Origin of the sequence: Bacillus gobiensis (assembly GCF_001278705.1) — a bacterium.
Lineage (GTDB): Bacteria > Bacillota > Bacilli > Bacillales > Bacillaceae > Bacillus > Bacillus gobiensis.
Map to the genome: position 1 here is coordinate 3,126,165 of NZ_CP012600.1, position 18,110 is coordinate 3,144,274.

General features: G+C 38.6%; 22 protein-coding genes, 1 tRNA gene and 2 other RNA genes. 16 read left to right on the forward strand and 9 right to left on the reverse strand.

The genetic code is table 11. The features are described from left to right. Nucleotide 1: 1 nt before the first annotated feature. The 4 genes from AM592_RS25020 (at nucleotide 2) to AM592_RS15685 (ending at nucleotide 2,926) form a co-directional block, all read left to right on the forward strand. Entirely contained in the window at nucleotides 2-499 is a 498-nt protein-coding gene (locus AM592_RS25020; protein WP_053604675.1) for an MFS transporter, read from the forward strand. 5 nt (nucleotides 500-504) lie between these two features. Beyond that, entirely contained in the window at nucleotides 505-1,236 is a 732-nt protein-coding gene (locus AM592_RS25025) for an MFS transporter (RefSeq protein WP_053604676.1), read from the forward strand. Further along, complete coding sequence (locus AM592_RS15680; RefSeq protein WP_053604677.1) at nucleotides 1,233-2,573, forward strand: D-serine ammonia-lyase; 1,341 nt, start codon at nucleotides 1,233-1,235, stop codon at nucleotides 2,571-2,573. The genes AM592_RS25025 and AM592_RS15680 overlap by 4 nt, the downstream gene beginning before the upstream one ends. A 279-nt stretch (nucleotides 2,574-2,852) precedes the next feature. Further along, nucleotides 2,853-2,926, forward strand: a tRNA-Arg gene (locus AM592_RS15685). 298 nt (nucleotides 2,927-3,224) lie between these two features. Here the strand turns inward: AM592_RS15685 and AM592_RS15690 are convergent. Next, nucleotides 3,225-3,635 carry a hypothetical protein gene (locus AM592_RS15690; RefSeq protein WP_053604678.1) on the reverse strand — a complete coding sequence of 137 codons (411 nt, stop codon included), beginning with the start codon at nucleotides 3,633-3,635 and terminating at the stop codon, nucleotides 3,225-3,227. Between the two features lie 406 nt (nucleotides 3,636-4,041). Between AM592_RS15690 and AM592_RS15695 the strand changes: the two genes are divergently transcribed. The 5 genes from AM592_RS15695 (at nucleotide 4,042) to AM592_RS15715 (ending at nucleotide 7,713) form a co-directional block, all read left to right on the forward strand. Then, a complete protein-coding gene (locus tag AM592_RS15695; RefSeq protein ID WP_148564341.1) occupies nucleotides 4,042-4,341 on the forward strand; it encodes a DUF5316 family protein in 300 nt (99 codons plus the stop codon). Nucleotides 4,342-4,642: 301 nt separating this feature from the next. After that, nucleotides 4,643-5,182, forward strand: a complete 540-nt coding sequence (locus AM592_RS15700; protein ID WP_225970244.1) for a sigma-70 family RNA polymerase sigma factor — start codon at nucleotides 4,643-4,645, stop codon at nucleotides 5,180-5,182. Continuing rightward, nucleotides 5,175-6,203, forward strand: a complete 1,029-nt coding sequence (locus AM592_RS15705; RefSeq protein ID WP_053604681.1) for a hypothetical protein — start codon at nucleotides 5,175-5,177, stop codon at nucleotides 6,201-6,203. The genes AM592_RS15700 and AM592_RS15705 overlap by 8 nt, the downstream gene beginning before the upstream one ends. A gap of 89 nt (nucleotides 6,204-6,292) precedes the next feature. After that, the gene (locus AM592_RS15710; RefSeq protein ID WP_053604682.1) at nucleotides 6,293-6,778 is read left to right on the forward strand and encodes a hypothetical protein; all 486 of its coding nucleotides are present in this window, start codon (nucleotides 6,293-6,295) and stop codon (nucleotides 6,776-6,778) included. A gap of 461 nt (nucleotides 6,779-7,239) precedes the next feature. Further along, a complete protein-coding gene (locus AM592_RS15715; protein ID WP_225970245.1) occupies nucleotides 7,240-7,713 on the forward strand; it encodes a hypothetical protein in 474 nt (157 codons plus the stop codon). Nucleotides 7,714-8,104: 391 nt separating this feature from the next. Here AM592_RS15715 and AM592_RS15720 read toward each other — a convergent pair whose 3' ends face one another. Further along, nucleotides 8,105-8,323: a hypothetical protein gene (locus AM592_RS15720; protein ID WP_053604683.1), complete on the reverse strand. Its 219-nt coding sequence runs from the start codon at nucleotides 8,321-8,323 to the stop codon at nucleotides 8,105-8,107. Nucleotides 8,324-8,426: 103 nt separating this feature from the next. Next, nucleotides 8,427-8,933 carry a DinB family protein gene (locus tag AM592_RS15725; protein WP_053604684.1) on the reverse strand — a complete coding sequence of 169 codons (507 nt, stop codon included), beginning with the start codon at nucleotides 8,931-8,933 and terminating at the stop codon, nucleotides 8,427-8,429. A gap of 168 nt (nucleotides 8,934-9,101) precedes the next feature. Between AM592_RS15725 and AM592_RS15730 the strand changes: the two genes are divergently transcribed. After that, on the forward strand, nucleotides 9,102-9,542 hold the full coding sequence (locus tag AM592_RS15730) for a metallophosphoesterase (RefSeq protein ID WP_053604685.1): 441 nt from the start codon (nucleotides 9,102-9,104) through the stop codon (nucleotides 9,540-9,542). Nucleotides 9,543-9,639: 97 nt separating this feature from the next. Here the strand turns inward: AM592_RS15730 and AM592_RS15735 are convergent, their stop codons facing one another. The 5 genes from AM592_RS15735 to AM592_RS15745 form a co-directional block, all read right to left on the reverse strand. Continuing rightward, the gene (locus AM592_RS15735) at nucleotides 9,640-11,307 is read right to left on the reverse strand and encodes a M20/M25/M40 family metallo-hydrolase (RefSeq protein ID WP_053604686.1); all 1,668 of its coding nucleotides are present in this window, start codon (nucleotides 11,305-11,307) and stop codon (nucleotides 9,640-9,642) included. A 525-nt stretch (nucleotides 11,308-11,832) separates the two neighbouring features. Further along, a non-coding RNA gene (gene ssrS, locus AM592_RS23415) (6S RNA) lies at nucleotides 11,833-12,017 on the reverse strand. A 64-nt stretch (nucleotides 12,018-12,081) separates the two neighbouring features. After that, nucleotides 12,082-12,267: non-coding RNA, 6S RNA (ssrS, locus tag AM592_RS23420), on the reverse strand. 39 nt (nucleotides 12,268-12,306) lie between these two features. Further along, complete coding sequence (locus AM592_RS15740) at nucleotides 12,307-13,140, reverse strand: NAD(P)H-hydrate dehydratase (RefSeq protein ID WP_053604687.1); 834 nt, start codon at nucleotides 13,138-13,140, stop codon at nucleotides 12,307-12,309. Nucleotides 13,141-13,194: 54 nt separating this feature from the next. Continuing rightward, nucleotides 13,195-14,406 (reverse strand): DUF418 domain-containing protein, encoded by a 1,212-nt coding sequence (locus tag AM592_RS15745; protein ID WP_053604688.1) that lies wholly within the window; start codon nucleotides 14,404-14,406, stop codon nucleotides 13,195-13,197. Between the two features lie 189 nt (nucleotides 14,407-14,595). On the opposite strand from AM592_RS15745, the gene AM592_RS15750 reads away from it, so the two are divergent. The 6 genes from AM592_RS15750 to AM592_RS15775 all read left to right on the forward strand — a co-directional run bounded on the left by AM592_RS15750 (nucleotide 14,596) and on the right by AM592_RS15775 (nucleotide 17,023). Next, complete coding sequence (locus AM592_RS15750; RefSeq protein WP_053604689.1) at nucleotides 14,596-15,162, forward strand: TetR/AcrR family transcriptional regulator; 567 nt, start codon at nucleotides 14,596-14,598, stop codon at nucleotides 15,160-15,162. Next, complete coding sequence (locus AM592_RS15755) at nucleotides 15,159-15,482, forward strand: DMT family transporter (RefSeq protein WP_053604690.1); 324 nt, start codon at nucleotides 15,159-15,161, stop codon at nucleotides 15,480-15,482. The genes AM592_RS15750 and AM592_RS15755 overlap by 4 nt, the downstream gene beginning before the upstream one ends. Nucleotide 15,483: 1 nt before the next feature. Next, entirely contained in the window at nucleotides 15,484-15,903 is a 420-nt protein-coding gene (locus AM592_RS15760; RefSeq protein WP_053604691.1) for a YvaD family protein, read from the forward strand. 30 nt (nucleotides 15,904-15,933) lie between these two features. Then, nucleotides 15,934-16,266: a hypothetical protein gene (locus tag AM592_RS15765; RefSeq protein WP_148564342.1), complete on the forward strand. Its 333-nt coding sequence runs from the start codon at nucleotides 15,934-15,936 to the stop codon at nucleotides 16,264-16,266. Between the two features lie 91 nt (nucleotides 16,267-16,357). Next, nucleotides 16,358-16,786, forward strand: a complete 429-nt coding sequence (locus tag AM592_RS15770) for a DUF4064 domain-containing protein (RefSeq protein WP_225970246.1) — start codon at nucleotides 16,358-16,360, stop codon at nucleotides 16,784-16,786. Nucleotides 16,787-16,816: 30 nt separating this feature from the next. After that, complete coding sequence (locus AM592_RS15775; protein WP_053604693.1) at nucleotides 16,817-17,023, forward strand: hypothetical protein; 207 nt, start codon at nucleotides 16,817-16,819, stop codon at nucleotides 17,021-17,023. A 54-nt stretch (nucleotides 17,024-17,077) separates the two neighbouring features. On the opposite strand, the gene AM592_RS15780 is transcribed toward AM592_RS15775, so the two are convergent. Next, complete coding sequence (locus AM592_RS15780) at nucleotides 17,078-18,091, reverse strand: PTS sugar transporter subunit IIC (protein WP_053604694.1); 1,014 nt, start codon at nucleotides 18,089-18,091, stop codon at nucleotides 17,078-17,080. Nucleotides 18,092-18,110: the final 19 nt, after the last annotated feature.

Here is an 18,110-nt window from a genome sequence, read left to right on the forward strand (position 1 = left end):
TATGGATTATACAATTGGAAAACAGCGTAATAAACATGTCATTTTAATTCTTTTGTTTATAGGGTATCTAGTGGACTATCTTGATCGGATGGTCATGAGCGTTGCCGTTGTATCAATTAAAGAGGAGCTTAGCTTATCACCTTCCGCAGTAGGAATGATCCTTAGCAGCTTCTTTTTCTCCTATGCCCTTATGCAGATTCCAGGAGGATGGCTGACAGACAAATTCGGCTCAAGAAAAATTATACTTTGGTCAGTCGTTGTATGGTCTGTATTTACTGTTTTAACAGGTTTAGTATGGTCATTGGCTTCGTTACTCATCATTCGCTTCCTGTTCGGAATTGGTCAAGGTGGGTATCCGTCTGCCACTCAAAAAGGAATCGCCGACTTTTATCCGAAAAACGAACGGTCAAATGCGTCCTCTATTCTTATGTCTTCCAATTATTTCGGTATTGCTCTTGCTCCGCTTGTAGCCGCACCAATGATCTTATGGATGGGCTGAGAAATATGTTTATCGTCCTTGGACTGTTGGGTGTAATAATGACTGCCGTCTTTTGGGTTTATTACAAAGTGCCGAGGCAAGAAAGAGAGAGTAATGAAACAAACAAGGTACCTTTAAAAGAGGTTTTGGCTAATCTTGAACTTTGGAAAATAACAATCATGTGGTTTGCAGCAGGTATTGTCAATTGGGGACTCGCCTCTTGGATTCCTTCTTATTTAATGGATTCCAGGGGTATGGACATGATGTCGATGGGTTTTTTCGCAGCTCTTCCAGGTATTTCAACCGGAGTTGCAATGTTATTTAGCGGCTGGCTTATCCAGCGATTTATACCGAACCACGAAAAGTATTATGCCGCCATTGGAATGCTTGTGTCTGCTGTCTTTCTCTATTTTATGTTTACCACTCAATCGTTAGTTACAGCCATGATTTGTATGAACATTTGCATGGTGTTCAAAAGCTTTGCTTTTACTGTAGCCTTTTCTCTCCCACATAAAATGATGCCAAACAGAGTTATTGGATCTGCAATGGGTATTATTAATATGGGAGCACAAGCTGCAGGGTTTATCTCTCCTTTAGTAATGGGATTTATGATTGATTCTTTCGGAACTTATGATGCAGCTTTTTGGTTTTTAATTGGAGTCTCTGTCCTTTCAATTGTAATGGCACTTTCTATTAAAAAACCTTCAAAAGTAATATCTCAAAATCAAGAAATTGTGATCCATAGGAGGAGCCTATGAAACACCTTGCAGGAAAATCGATACCAGACTGGAAAAAAGAACATCCGATTTTACAGGATGTGAGTGATAAAAAAGAGGTGTTCTGGACTAATCCAGATTATAGAGGTCAGCATAAACCCGAAAATTTGCATCCAGATGCCATTGAGGCTGCCGAAAAGAGACTAGAGCGTTTCGCACCGCTAATTCAAACGATTTTTCCAGAAACCAAGGCTGAAAATGGACTGATCGAGTCTCCTTTACGGAACATTCCCGCTTTGAAAGCAGCAATAGAAGATCAATACGAAACGAAGATTGACGGGAGACTGCTCGTTAAATGTGATCATGACCTGCCCATTTCCGGATCAATAAAAGCACGGGGCGGGATCTATGAAGTCTTGAAGTTTGCAGAGGAAACAGCAATTGCAGGCGGGATGTTAGCACTATCGGATAATTATTCTGTTTTGAACACAGACCCTTTTAAAAAATTGTTTTCCCGCTATCAGTTATCTGTCGGTTCTACGGGCAATTTAGGACTAAGCATCGGAATTATGGGTGCCGCTCTTGGCTTTCAAGTCACCGTTCACATGTCCATGGATGCCAAGCAGTGGAAAAAGGATTTACTGAGGAATAAGGGTGTCACTGTGAAAGAGTACGAGGACGACTACAGCAAAGCAGTTGAAGAAGGCAGAAAACAGGCACTAACTGACAGCCGCTGCCACTTTATAGACGATGAAAATTCCGAAGATCTTTTTCTTGGCTACGCAACAGCGGCCTCTCGATTAAAAAGACAGCTGAAGGAAAAAGGCATCTTGGTTGATCATGACCACCCTTTATTTGTCTATCTCCCTTGCGGTGTTGGCGGTGGTCCGGGTGGAGTTGCTTTTGGCTTAAAACAGATTTTTCAAGAGAATGTTCACTGCTTCTTCGCTGAGCCGACCCACTCCCCTTGTTTCTTGCTTGGACTCGTGACAGGCCTTCATAACGGCGTATCTGTTCAGGATTTTGATTTGGACAATAGAACGGCAGCTGACGGCCTTGCTGTAGGCCGGGCATCAGGCTTTGTCGGAAAAACTGTTGGCCAAATGCTAAGCGGAAGCTACACGATAAACGACGACCGCCTGTTTTCTTTATTAAAAACAACCGCAGATACGGAAAACATCTACTTAGAGCCTTCCGCTTTAGCTGGCTTCTATGGACCTGTACAATTGTTCAACGAAGCATCAGGCAAGCAATTCTTAAACGAACAAGGCCTGAATGAGAAAATGAAAAACGCTACGCATATTGTCTGGGCCACCGGCGGAAGCATGGTCCCTAAGGAAGAAATAGAAAGGTATTATTTGAGAGGCTCGGAAATTTAGTTAACGGGGAGGGAAAACCCCTGTCGAGGGAATTGTTCAATAAAATCGTGCATCTGAGCAATTATGAGGCGGATCCGTGCAAAAATGGTACAGAACTGTGCAATTATTATGGGTATCTATGCAATTATGAGTCAGAACTGTGCAATTACTTGGGATATCTGTGTAATTAACCACAGCTCATTTACAAAATAAGAGGAGGATTCGGCCTATTGCAGAAAACCCCTGAATTCGATTGATTTTTTGACCTTTTCTTAGAAATCAGTTAAAATATAGTTCTGTGTCCCAGTAGCTCAGCAGGATAGAGCGACAGCCTCCTAAGCTGTAGGTCGTAGGTTCGATTCCTATCTGGGACGTCAAATGAGTAAGAGCCGGAAACCTTGATATATAAGGTTTTCCGGCTCTTTTTTCTTTATGAATTAAACGTTCGCATCGGATTAAAAATATGCATAGGACTGTACAAAAATTGAGATCCAATGAATTAGATGAAGAATGGAAAGAATTGATTTTGGAAGCATTGGCAGCTGGCTTTTCCCCTATTAGATACGAAAATTTCTAAGCAATAATTTGCAAAATAAAAAAGACTCGATTGTATTGCTCTATACTTGTGTAAGTTCAACAAGAATCACTTCAAGGAGTGCTCCTAAACTACTATTACGCAGGACCAGAAATGGAAGTTACTGCACCTAATCCTGCACTAATAACTATGCCGGCGGTTGCTGATTCTCTAGTGACAATGAGTCTGAAAATATGATGACCCGGGGTTACGTTTTGTAGTCGAGCACCAACATCTACGGTAATACCTTCTGTCAGTTGGGATCCGGTGCTTAACAGACTGATGGATTTTGAGTCGGTGGAGGAATTATCCATTGTGAGATCCACTGCAACTATACTTGTGCCTTCACCAGAACTTTGTAGTGCGAAACCACCATTGACCATTAACAGGTTAGGAGTATTTTCAATAAAATGCCCCCATTCAAATAGAAGAGTAGGAGTATTGTCGTCTAGGACAGTTGTAGTCGTATTACCGGAACCTTGCAAGTTATCAGGTATATAAACTGGCATATTGTTTCCCCCCTTTCGTTCTAAAGTTAATATATTCCATGTATTTCCTTTCATAAGTTATGGACAACTTATTCACGTCCGTATAATATCCGCAATGGTTGATAAATTTGATATCAGGTTTCAAGAATATAAAACTATACCTTGGTTATTTCAGCCATTCGTCGGGAGAGTTAACTTTTTTCATAACAATTCCCTCAAGATTTTTCACTATGAGGAAGTTGAAATAAGCTGCTCCGTTCCCTCTTATCCCTTCAATCACAACCACAATTCAAAGAACATATTTAATTTTTGTTAGGGCTTATGTTAAATTGAAATTATATACATTTTTTCTCAAAATATGTATAGTATCATTAAATCAAGCTTTAAAGGACAGGAGTGGGTGAGTTTGTTTCAAAGGAAGAATTTTATGAAGAAATACTTATTGATTGGTATTATTATATTAATCGTAGACTTTATTGCTCTTGTATGGTTGCAAGATATAAATTTTATTCCTAAAATAACTGGAATTACAGGTGGTTTATTTTTAGTACTTGCTATAATTATGACTGGCGGAACTTTTAATGATCCAGACTCCAGAAGACTTGATATAGCGGTTGAATCAAGAGAGTCATTGAAAAGAAGAGTAACTTGGTCAACCAGATTCCTTCTTATTTCTGCTCCTAGTATGTTTGTTTGCATTTTGTCCTTCATTTTATTATTTTGGTAAAAAGCAGCGAAACTGATTCCCAAATTAAAGTTTTTATCAATAGTTTATTCGAGTTTTCCTGTCGAATCTCCTCCTTCTCATCACCTCAGATATCGAAATCTCTTTTGCCTTTCACTCCGTATAGACCTTAGTAAAATACTAATTGATTAACTGTCAATGTAGTAATGAATCATTCAAAAACCACTCATAAAATAAATGAATAAGACCTTAACCGACATTCTGATACTCCCCAAAAATTTTTTTGAAGCCAATTCCCAATTTGCATCGTCAAAATTATTAATAAGAAAAGGGGGTACTGCTTTTGACCAATCATAATAATTCTCGCGAAGATCGGGTAAAGACGATTGAGAAGCTAATGGATGAGCATGGTACTTCGATCAAACGGCTGATTTTTACATATGTAAAGCATTGGGAAACAGCTAGTGATTTAACTCAAGATGTCTTTTTAACTGTCTTTGAAAAACTTGACACGTTTCAAGGCCGATCATCATTAAAAACATGGGTATTTTCTATAGCGATTAATAAGTCGAAAGATTATTTGAAGAGTTGGCATTTTAATCATATTTTATTACACAAAATTTCTAATAAAGATACAAATAAAACTCCAGAAGAAGAAATAATGTCCCAGCATGATAGAAAGGAACTTTACAATAATATTTTGACTCTCCCCCCTAAATATCGGGAACTTATTTTCCTTCACTATTATAACGATATGACAGTTAAGGAAATTTCTGAAGTAACGGGTCTGCCAGCAGCAACAATAAAAACCAGGTTGTATCGAGGGAAGGAAAAGCTGAAGAAAAAGCTAAACCTAAAAGAAAGCGGTGAGCTTTATGGGTAAATATAATAAAGAAATAAAAAAGACTCTTGAAAATGAAATGGCCGCTCAACCCGTTTTTACAAATTTTGAAAAGCAACAAGTGCTGCATAAAATTAATACCAATCAATTTAATGCTAAGAAAAAAAGTCCTATTCTTCCTATCCTTATTACGGTCGTTACTTCAGCAGCAATATGTGCATTTGGATTAATAATTAATAACAGTTCTGAAAATGAGAACAACACTAATGTTTACAAAAATAATGAGGTGGGAGAAAAGACAAAGGGATGGACACTAATAGAAGATAATTCAAAAATGAAAACATTCTCCGGTAACACCAAAATCACTGGTAAACTTTATTTAGATAATGATAAGAACATTCTTTTTGAACCAACAGAGAATTCACAAAAACTTTTCCCGGTTGAGCGTGGCATGATTAAGGTGATAACTTTTACAGAAAAAGATCAAAACCAATTAATTAAATACGTTAAAGAGAAAGAACCCTTTCCTAATTTATCAATTTCCATTGATAAATTAAGCATTCAGCACGCAACTAATTACTCTGCTGAAGTTCATATAAAAGAAATCCTTACTGACTTAAGATCTACGGAAAGTATTGACGACTCTCAAAAGTTCTCACTGTTAACAGACGATAAAAATGGTATTCGGTTACCGGATAATCTAATGCGTATTTACGAGAAATACTCTATCTCCTTAGATGATGAATTGCTCAAAAACCTTAAACCGTCGGATATTTTTTATCTTTATTATTATTGTGACGATCAAAAAGATTATAAGACCCAATACGCTCTTCATAACAATGATCCAAACTATGAAAAACCAAATTATAATGAATATATCCAAGCTGTTCAGTCAGAGAACAATCCAAGTTCTCGTGAAGGGTTTTTGTCAAAAACATTGTATGAAACCATTACCGATGACAAATACGCTGTTATCACCTCTAAAGAGACTGAGGGACCTGCATTTGCGCTATCAAAAAACGCAGAAGGTATCTGGAAAGTTAATTGGTTACCTATACAATAATGATCTGATATCAGCACACTAAAAATTCGAAACGTTTTCGAGATACCTTTCCATTGCGCTAAATTTAAATTTATTATTCGGGGGACCAGATGTTTAATACACGAATAAAAATAACAATGTTCGTTTTCAGTGGAATTGCGATAGTAATTATACTTGGATATGTCTTGCTATTCTTATTAGCAGTAGCTCAAGAAGGAGAATTTATCAAATATGATGATGGAGTTACAATAAAAGTTAATAATACGAGCAACCAACCTACTCCAAAAATAAAATTCACTTTAGGTTACTCCGAAAATCCAGATTTTCAGGACATTGGAGAAATTACACCATTAGACTCAGAAAATGCAGCGAAAATAAGAAATGATGATATTAAAACAGCGAATGACGATTTAAGTTTATATATAGAATATAAACTTAAAAACGGAGATACAAAAAAAGAAGATTTGTTTTATTCACCGGCTGCAGTACCTCAAAAAATAGTTGCTGTCATAGACATAACTGATATCGACAAATATGGAGATATAAAATTAAAATATAAAGGATTTGATGGATTCGGTACAATAAACGGGGAATAAGCGGAACTTTAACTAGTGGGGTATCCCAAACCCCACTAACTGTTAGAAACCCATAATTGCTATTACTTCTCAGCCAACTGCTCCATTTGAAAAAATACTTTTTTATCATTTTTCTAGTAAATAACTCATTGTTCAGTAAACAACTTTTTCGTTATGCAACACTTTCTCAGTCATATATGACCTAAGTTATGAAACCTCTCGATGCCTTGACGTAAAGCATTTTAAAAACAGTGTCTATACTCTTAAGTTTTGGTAATGGTTAGCAACTTGAGAAAGATATTCGTTCAGGAATAAAATAATTTAATACCAATTTTATATTCTACTACCACGATTTAGTATCGGTTTGTCCAATTCTTAGAGATTGTTTGCAAGTATCTTGAAATTTTTGGACCAGAACCTTGAGGCAGACAGACAAGCACTCTTTCAATTAAATGAATAATATATAGAAAATCTATGAAAAGGTGATTAAAATAAAAAAATATAATCGTCATGATCGTAAAAAAGGAGAGTACTTTGAATTTAAATTTGATGAAAAAAACACAGATATTATTATACCAATACCACCAGAGCCAGCACCTCCAGTTCCAATCCTTCAAGTGAATTTTCGTAAAATCAATGCAGGAGACAGAGTATGGTTAAATGGTATTATTACAGCAAATAATAATAATATTAATACTTTCTCGGAAGTAACCCTAACTATTACAAGAACCTCTCCTCAAACAGGTACTCAGGTAATTTATTCACAATTCTTTGAAGTTGATGACGAGGATGCTGGAAAAGGAAATGATGATGTAACTACAGTGCCATTTTCACACGTAGATGTGCCAACTACCAAACTTAATAATGTTAGATATCAAGTTCGAGTAACCGTGAATAATCCTAATTTTTTTGTGCAAAATCCACTTACTCTTACAGCTTCCAGGATTAATGAATAGGGGGCCCGGTAGCAAAATCCACTACATTGACATAAAACATAGAGTTTCTTGATAAATATACTTTTGCCCAAGCTAACTATTCCATTTTTTTCTATTAACCCCTACAATGGGAACAACCTTTCAAGCAGCAAGGTAGGTTTCCATCCCCTCAATAACGTATCTAAAAAATGCTACAGTCTTTTTTGATATTTGTTTTTTTAGAAGTGATGAAAATCCACTCTACAACTACAATAAACCCGAAAAGCACTTCATTTTATTTACCCTCAGTACTACAAGTCGGCATCACCTTTGTTAGTTACATTCATATTCCAATTTAGTTGCTTAAATCGTAACAAAACAAGCCAGACTCCTTGACATATCTAGGCATCTGGCTCCTTCCAATCCATTTCAATTATTCATCTTTTCGATCTCTATCGCCCATATCCTCTGGGTCCTCAGCAGGGTCTTCCGGGTCTCTTTCTTTATCTTTTTCATCATCTTTATTCATTGTGTCGTTTTCATCTACTCCCGGAGCATCGTTATCGTTATCTTCATTTGCAGCATTACAACCCGTAACCATCAAAATGGACAGAAAAAGTACTGACAGGATCCGCAGCCATTTTATCTTCACGTATCTTCCCTCCTTTGTTAGTGATTTCACTGTTATCCTGTCCAATCGATGGTGAAAAATGCATATAACCTTTTTTCACTTTTTAGATCTAAAAATCTTTCTACTACTTCGGTTGATTCGCGTACCAAAACACTGCGTAGTCGGTCATTACGGAGGAATGGTCTAATTGACGCAGCATGGCTGCAATATTGCCTCGGTGATACGTTCCGTGATTTGCAATGTGGATAATCATGTCAGAAAGGCTGACTGCAGTCGGTCCGGCCCACGGGTTATCAAATTCGATGATTTTTTCCATATCAGGCTGACTATTAAGAAACGCGTTGAATCGCTCATATAAGTTGGAAAAAATCACTTCGATTTCATGAATACCCATATTTTTAGTTAAATTACTTACCTGCTCCTCCAATTGCAAAGCTTCCTCAAAGCTTTTTCCAGACATCACTTCGAGCCACCCTGAGTCGACAAGGTAAATGTGAGAGAGCGTTTTGGCTATGGAAGGAAACACACTCTTTATTTCTTTATCATAAATGCTCTCCGGAAGTTCTTTTAAGCGGTCAATCACTTGTTTGTTCGCCCATTGGTGGTAGTCGTACATTTTTAATGAATTCATTACTCATTTCCTCCTTGTAATCTGGTTTCCTTCATCATAAACGAACTACACTGTCATCTGCTGTCAGTGAAAATGATAAGATTGTTTTAGAAACAAAAAATTACTCAACGGTGGTCGGGAAAGTTCAGTTCATTAGAGGAAAAGCTAAGGGGTTTAGGTGTGAATGTCATGAGAAATACTCATGGTTCTATACAAATTGGCCAGGAGGAAATTTACATTCTTGGGATTGATGATCCTTCTATGGGAAACGAATCGATTACAGAATACATCGCTGCTGAAGAAGCGATAAAGAATTCACTTCAAGGTATCAAGAAAGAAGGTTCATTTAAAATCTTATTATCACACCGCCCGGAACTGTTTTCACTATATACGCAATTCGATATGGACTTGATTCTTTCCGGTCATGCTCACGGCGGGCAATTTAGAATTCCCTTTATCAGAGGTGTGATCGCTCCAAATCAAGGCTTTTTTCCACAATACACTTCCGGGAAGTATAACATGAACCATTCTTCAATGATTGTCAGCAGAGGGCTTGGAAACAGCGTGATTCCGCAAAGGGTCTTGAACCGTCCTGAAATTATTTCAATAACGCTGTCACCTTTAAATTGATAACTGCAGGAGTAATTCGTACGCCAACAGTAGTTGCTCTTAGTGCAACTGGAGATAATACTTTATTCGCGCGTTTTTCTACCTTTTCCTTTTCTTATCATTGGTTAACCGCAACCTTTAACCAAGATCTTGTCATATTTCTAATGAGTCGTGGTACTGTATCGAAGGAATACGGTTTATATACACGTTCTGTCCAACGATGAGCATCAAATCCGTATACACCAACATTAATAGAAGGGATATTTAATTTTCGTATATTTTTAATTGGCACTGGGTAAATCTTGTTCCATTCCGGAAAGTTGTCCACAAGATAGTCTACTTCCTCATCTGTATCATGAAGTGATAAATAACTGCTATCTGTTAAATAGGGGAAAAATTTCTTCACTAAAAACGTATCACTCGTACGGGCAGAAGTTCTCGCTGTTGCTTCCTCAATAGTTTGTAAAATTTCGCGATCTCTTGCATCTTTTCCCGTTAAATAATTATGTGGACAATATGGCGGTGCATAGAAAACAATAACACATGGCGTTACTGCTTGATCTAACTCTCGCAATCGATCAACTACTTTAAAGCAGAGGTCACGTAACTCAAGCGCCGGATTTTCCTTGAGCACTTGTGATGCAGCAGCTTTCACATCTATTCCTTGTACAGAGAGCTTCTCACAATATTCTGCATAACTATACACATTTATATCCCAATTTGGACGATCAGATGGGAACTGATTCACACGGGCAAAGGCCTTATAATTCTCTTCATAATAGGCTTTTATCTCCGCTGCCGCTGCCTTTGCTTCCACTTTTAACTTCTCCATAATATCCTTTGGAGAAGCTTCCAGTACCATAAAGTTAAAATATAAATGACTTGTTACTGCTGTTTGTACATTGTAAAATTCTTTTGTATCTCTATGGTAGAGAGCAGAAGGAGGTGTAATCAATTCACCTTCAATGTGTTCCGTTAATTTCATATTGTTATTGATACGTTTATTTAATTCAGAAGTTATCAGCGTTGGATCGAGACCATTCAGCGTTTGTCCTGCATGGGTTTCGCGGCCATACACATAAAAACAAGGTAATAGCTTTCCTCCAGCACCAGTGAAAATATACTTGTTTGTATCACCAGGGTATAAGGCAGAAATATAGTCAGTGTTGACCGCTACTACATAATCCAAACCTTCTTCCACGCGGAGTCGCAACAACTCATCTACAGCAGCAATGACACCTGAATGTTGATTTTCTTCGACTGGATTTGCCATAAAAATGATATCTCCATCCCAATCTTCAAGATGCTCACTGAAGTGGAGAACATTCATCAAATGAACCGCAACACCACTTTTCATATCTAATGCTCCGCGTCCAAACATCCAATCCCCAGTCAAAGCCTGTGTCTGTATCTCTTCATCATTTGAATATGTTTGAAAATACTTCAATAATTCTGCTGGATCATTGGCAATCGACTGTTGCGCACCAAAATCTTCAATCCCGACTGTATCAATATGGGCATGAAATACGACCGTTTTCTTCGAATTTACATTCCCTTTAATATGTGCAAAAACATTCTTTCTGCCAATTGCATCATTCGGTAATTCTTGAGTCCATACTTGATCAGGACGTTGTTTGAAGTAAGGAAAGCTGCGTAAAATTTGTTCAATCTTCTCTGCAATTTTAACTTCTCCATCTGTCCCATTTATACTTAATGTTTGGACAAGAGATGCTGTTAGGGCTTCTACTTGATCAGTTAATGGTAGGTTTTTTAATTTTTTATACATTGGAACACCCCTCACTTTAGTGTTCTTTACTCGTATCTATAACATTGATCATTGGTTCGCCTGTTTTCCAGGCGTTCACATTATCAACAATGATATCAACACAGCGATCAATGCACTAAATTGATTTTGCGGATATGCGGGGAGTCAGAATGAGATTCTCACATTTCCCAAAGCAGACTTTCATCGGGGAGTGGTTCTTATTGAAACACATCCATCACCGCTTCTATATATTCGCTTCTATATATTGCTTATATTTATTAGCTTTGTAAATATTATTGCAAGAATTTCTCACAGGATTTATATCCGCTTCCTTCAGATTCCTGGTCTTCCCCAAACACCCTGGATTCTTTTTTCGTATGGTACTTATATTAAGAGAATCTAACGTAAGGATGGATATTCTTCCAGATTACCCCTAAAGTTTACTTCCATATTTTTCTTATGGCGATAATTCAGATACGAGCTGTAAATTTCATCTAAAATTAAAAAGCCACTCCCGATAAAGGGAATGGCTGATTGTTTTTGAGTTAAGAAGCTGCATTTGCCGTATCTAAATAAGAAAGTTTTAGACCACACTCCTCAAAGTGGGTGCTCGCAGAAACGTTCCTGTCGTCCTCTCATAATGGAGGCATGACATTCCGGTTTCGATTTAAAACTCCCTATTACAGCTTAAAGGTTAAAACTTAATTATCATACGCGCAAAGCAGCTTATGAACATAGTCTACTCAATTATCAGATGAAAAACAAGTGAAATGCACTTTATTTTCATCCATTTTTAGGAAAGCTCCAATTGCCGTACTTCCATAAGAAAGTTTTAGACCACACTTCTAAAAAGTGGGTGCTCGCAGAAACGTTCCTGTCGTCCTCTCATAATGGAGGCATGACATTCCGGCTTCGATTTAAAACTCCCTATTACAGCTTAAAGGTTAAAACTTAATTATCGTACGCACATTGTAGCTCACCTATCGTATTGTAACAAATCTGCACAAGAATTCAAGGGAATTATTCTTCAAATTGTTTCCATACTTCTGGGAGCACATCTGTCAGCTGATGGGCTAGCATTGTATGGTTGGATCTGTTTTCTGTCCACTTTGCAGCACATGCACCGTGAAGATAGACTGCGTTCAAAACAGCTGTTTTCGGATTACTATGGCAGCAAAGCATGCCAAGCAGCATTCCTGTTAATGTATCCCCAGTTCCTCCTTTGGCGAGCGCCGCGTTTCCTGTTGGATTTTTTCTACAATTTCCATCGGGGAACGCAATCACGGTTTCTTCTCCTTTTAGTACAATCGTGACACCTAGCTTTTTTGCCCAATACGTGACAGAGCCGACTCGGTCTTGTTGCAGCTCTTTGATTTCCATACCGGTGATGCGGGAAAACTCGCCGGGATGAGGCGTTAAAACAATCGGAGCTTTCCGCTTTGGATAGGAACGTTCAGACAGCGCTCCAGCATCAAGTACCAGCGGCTGATTTCCTTTTAATAGCAATTCAATCGCCTTATTTACAGTTTCTGAAGCTTCAAGCCCAGGGCCAATAGCAATCGCCTGGTAGCCTTCCTCTGCTGTATCTTCTGTTACGTTAGCCCATCCATCCCGCCAATAGGTCGCTTCAGGCAGCACAGGAACAATTAACGGGATCACACTGGCAGATGTTCCGATCACGAGCTTCCCGAGTCCGCTTCTCATCGCTCCAAGTCCGGCAAGCAGAGCAGCACCTGGCATATCATCGCTTCCAGCCAGGAGAAGAGCAGTGCCGTAAGTTCCTTTATGACCTTTTGCATCCCTTATCGGCAAAGTCGCTTTTACATCATCTTCTGTCCAATACTTTGGTTCCAACTGTACACCTCCAACACACCATTCTATTTAAAATATACCGAAAAACGGAGCCTCTTAAACCTTCACCTGATTTGATTGCTCCGGCAGCATCCTTCTCTTACGCCTTAATTCCGGTACCTTCAAATGAGTGACCCCTCGCCACAGCCATTCGAATAACCCCATTTTAAAATGCTTCAGCCACCAGACGCTGATTATCAGCTGCACGGCATAACAAGCAAAGGCTAAGCATATCCCTGCGAGAACTCCTATTCTGCCATATAAACCTAAGCCGTAACCATAAAAGATGGTCGTCATAATGACACTTTGCATCAGGTAATTTGATAAGGAAAGACGTCCGAGTGCGCCGAATGGCTTTAGCATCTTCTTCCATGCTCTTGATTGCGCCAATAGTACAATAGAAGTAATATAAAAAACAGTTAATGCCAGCGGTCCGATTCCCTCGCTCAGCATATATACAATCGGTTCATCCCAGATGAGTGTAAGTGATTTTAGCGAAAAGCCGAGAAATAAGGAAAGCCAAAAAGCTTTTTTGATCCCTTTCAAATGATTTTCCGGCTTATGCAGCCACCGTTTTTTTGCAACATACAAACCAAGCAAAAATGGCGGAAATGAAAAAAACGGCATTATAATCAACATGACGACGAGAAGCCCGGTGTCATTGAAAATTGGCGGAAGGTCATTTACACGATGGTCAACGATTTCTTGATAGCTTCCATATTGCATAATCTGCTGGGATTGTTCTAAAAAGTTTTTCATCTCTTGGTCCGGTGCTTCAGGTGCTCCTCCATATGTCAGAAGGGTTGATAAAGCCATAAATATGATAAACCAGACCAATAACGTTTTTGGCTTCCTGTTTAAAAAGAGAAAGAGTAAAATTAGACCGATCACACTGTAGCTTAATAAAATATCTCCATCCCAAATATAGGTGCCGTGTAGATAGCCTACGATTCCCAAAAATAAAAATCTGCGAAAAAAAACCCTTCGAAATTTAGAATTTCCTTTTTGGTTCATATGATCCTTCATAATGACCATTCCGAACGCAAACAAAAAAGCAAATAAGGGCATAAAGCTGTGTACTGCGAAAATATTGGTCCATTCAAAGGCTGCCCGATCATACCAATTTAATGGCCTAAAGGTTAAATCCTCCCACATTCCATACTGAAACAGCAGCATGTTCGCAAGCAGGATACCTAATAATGCAAAGCCTCTTGCCTGATCTAGCCAAACAATTCGGTTATTAATGTCTAACGATTTATATTCGCTCACTGTTTGTGTCTCTCCTTATTCCTATGAATAAGCCCACTATATCAAGCTGAGCTTAATTAAAAAGAATGCCCGGCTTAAATTAAGTTAAATTTTACATATAATATAACAAATTGTTTAATATTTGCTATAATCATTTTGGTACTAATGAAAATAAATAAGTACCAAAAGTTCAAGGAGGCGGAAGACAAATTGAAAAATAGAATTGTTGATGAGACGATCCATCTCATTCACAAAAAAGGGATTTCTTTTACAATCAGTGATTTAGCGAGCCGTCTGTCTGTAAGCAGGCGGACGATATACGAGCATTTTTCCTCAAAGGATGAAATTGTCGAGGAAGTCATCAACCGGTTCATTTATCAAATCCAAGCTAAGGAACAGGAAATTGCTTGTCACGCACAATTAAATTCATTGGAGAAGATTAAACTGATTCTCACCTATGTTCCAGAGGATTTTCAGCTGATGGACCCGCAATTGATATCTAATATAAAAAAATCACACTACAATCAATGGGTAAAGCTTGATCGTTTTATTAAAGAAGAATGGTCTGAGGTTCTTTTCTTGCTGGAGAAAGGGATAGAAGAAGGAAAAATCAAGCGAGTGAACCCAGAGCTGTTTATTCAAATGTATCTAAGCGGAATAAACAAGATATTTGATTCAAAATTTATCCTTGGAAATCAATTATCCATTCAAAGCGCTCTGAACGAAATGATCGATATTCTGCTAAACGGCATTTCTATGAAAGGAGAAGAGAAATGAACTGGTTCTATTTGTTATTAGCAATTTTACTTGAAGTCGCAGGGACAGCGTCTATGAAGTTTTCAGACGGGTTAACGAAAATCGTTCCCTCTATTCTCATGGTTCCTTTTTATGCTGCAAGCTTTACATTTCTTGCTTTTTCATTAAAAAGCCTCGATGTTTCAGTGGCCTATGCGATCTGGTCGGGAATGGGAATCATCCTTATCACAATCATTGGCTTTTTTTACTTCGGGGAGCAATTGAGCGGTTTAAAAATCATCGCTATTCTGTTAATTGTGACCGGAGTTGTTATATTAAACTTTACTGGAGAGGCTCACTAAAATGGAAAGGCTAAAATACTTTTTTCTTGTGACAGACATTGGATTTTTGCTTTACTGGACAATCACATTTTTCGGATGGATTCCGGAAGAATATTTGTTTAAGGATTATCACAATCCGATTTTAGTCTCATGGAACTGGTCCTTTCTTCCGCTCGATTTACTCGTATCTGCAACAGGTTTTTTAAGCCTGTATTTCTATGCAAGAAAAAATCCACTTTGGCGCAGCTATGCGTTAATTTCTTTAGTACTGACCTTTTGCGCAGGACTTCAGGCGATTGCTTTTTGGACCATACGTCTGGACTTTGATTGGTCCTGGTGGCTCGTTAATCTTTACCTTCTTGTCTATCCTTGTTTTTTTATTAAATCGGTTATGGTTAAGAGGACGAATGGTATGGACGACGCCTCAACTCTCAAATTATAAAGTATTTATAAACATTCAAATTCCCAATGGATGGAGGTTCGCGCTGATCATTTAGGATCGTCCTTTCTTCCCGGCGGTACACAGCAAATGGCTGAAAGCCTCTCCTGTATTGCCTTGCGCCAAGACGAGGCCATAGCTAAATCCATGGAATACAGCATAGCTGTTAATGAGAAGAAAAAAAGTTCATCAAATTCTCTTGAACGGGAGGAGTGGTGGCTCTTTCGAATACTGGAATTTCAATTTATGCCGCATCCGCCCATGTACTGGAGAGTACAAGCGTTAAAACGTAATCACACAGGCTGGAGTAAAAAAATAGTCCGGCGCTGGATGATTGACCGCATGAAGGAATCTTGGATTAGGTAATAGGAAATAAATAAATGAAGCTATTGGAATAGCTTCTAAAAAAAGATAATATAAAATAGTAGAAAAAGATTATTATAGGAGGAACAAACTAGTGAAACGTACAGCTGAAATTACATTGGGTATAATCGGAGCTGTCTGCTCAGGGATTATGTTACTTTTTGGGGTTTTATTACTCTCATTAAATGGAAATGCAGATTTCCAGCAAGGATTGGAGGATGTTGCTGCAGAAGATCCAACCTTAAACCCGGGTGATACTGATATGATGGCGGCAATGATAAGCAGCGGAGGATGGGCGTTTACAATTGCAGCTCTCATCGGGCTGATTCTCGGATTGATTGCTGTATTCAATATTAAAGGGAATAAAAAGCCGAAATTGGCTGGCATTTTATACATTGCAGGCGCGGTTTTAACGGGACTCATTTCTTTCGGATTCGGATTTTTGCCCGCCATTCTTTACCTTATTGCCGGCATTATGAGCTTAGTAAGAAAACCGAAAGCTTATACTGATATCACTGGGTAAGCAGGCAGATCTCAAAGGGGAGCGGAAAAAATGAACGTTATCCATTGGTATGATTTTTTAACCCCAACCACGCCAATGGCTTCGATAACATTCGGGCTGGTGTTTACTTTACTCGCTACTATAATTATAGGATTTCAATTTAAAAGCATGCGAGTGGCAGTATTCATATTCGTTATTTGTCTGATCGTTACCTTTGGGGGAACTGCTTTTCTCAATTTTATTGGTTATTACGGATAACAAAAAAGGGACTCGGGAGAAGCAAGTATGCTTTCCCGATTCCCTTTTTATATGCTATCGAACTTCCATGTGCAAGTCGCCGGATTTCACTAATCCAGCTTTCTTTAAAAGGAAATAAAGCGAAAGAGTGATAATAACCGGCAAGACCATTCCAATACCTACATAAATCATGATTCCGGTGATTCCTTGATTTGCTAATATATTCAGTGGTGCAATCAATGAATTTAATCCCAGACCAGCAAGCTCGTATGATACTTGAAAATTAAAAACGAGCGTTGCGATCGGAGCACAAATGACAGCTGCGACAAACGGCGGCACGACAAGAATCGGCCGTTTAATTAAGTTCGGAAATTGAACCTTTGGCGTAACGATCGACTGCGCCAAAAACCCGCCCAAGTCATTTTGGCGGATTGACATTGCTGTAAAGCCGACAAACTGAACGGTACAACCAATTAATGCAGCTGCACTAGAAACAGGATCCATCTGTAAAGCAATAGCCAAGGCAGCAGATGACGCAGGTGTCATTAGCAATATGCTCCAAACCAAAGATATGACCATTGAAGAGACAAGCGGAGATCCGTTTACTGATGTTGCAATCGATCCGCTAATCCATTGCAGAAGCGGCGTAGTTATTGCAGCAAGTACGACTCCGCTTAATCCTCCTACAAAAATTGCTGCAACTGGTATCGCCATCATATCTAGCTTCGTACGGCCAGTCAGTCGTTTTCCAACCCAGGTTGCAATAACGGCTGCAAGCACCGCACTAACCGGCTGTCCGGGAACAATCGTCATTGCGCCATCGACAAGTTTAATCGAATTTCCCCCAATTGAACTACACGCTATTGCACTGAAAATTACCAACGTGTTTCCTCCAAGTACATGTGCAATCCCTGCTCCAATAGCCGGTCCTAACAAGACTTTTGTGACTCCGCCAATTATTAATAATGCCTCAAAACCTGTAAGCTTGCCAAAGGTTTCGAAAAGCAGACCAATTCCAAGAGTAACCAACACTGCGTTTGCAATGGCGGCTGATGCTTTATACATTCGTTCGACTACGTAATTCTTCATCTCGTAAGCTCCTCTAACT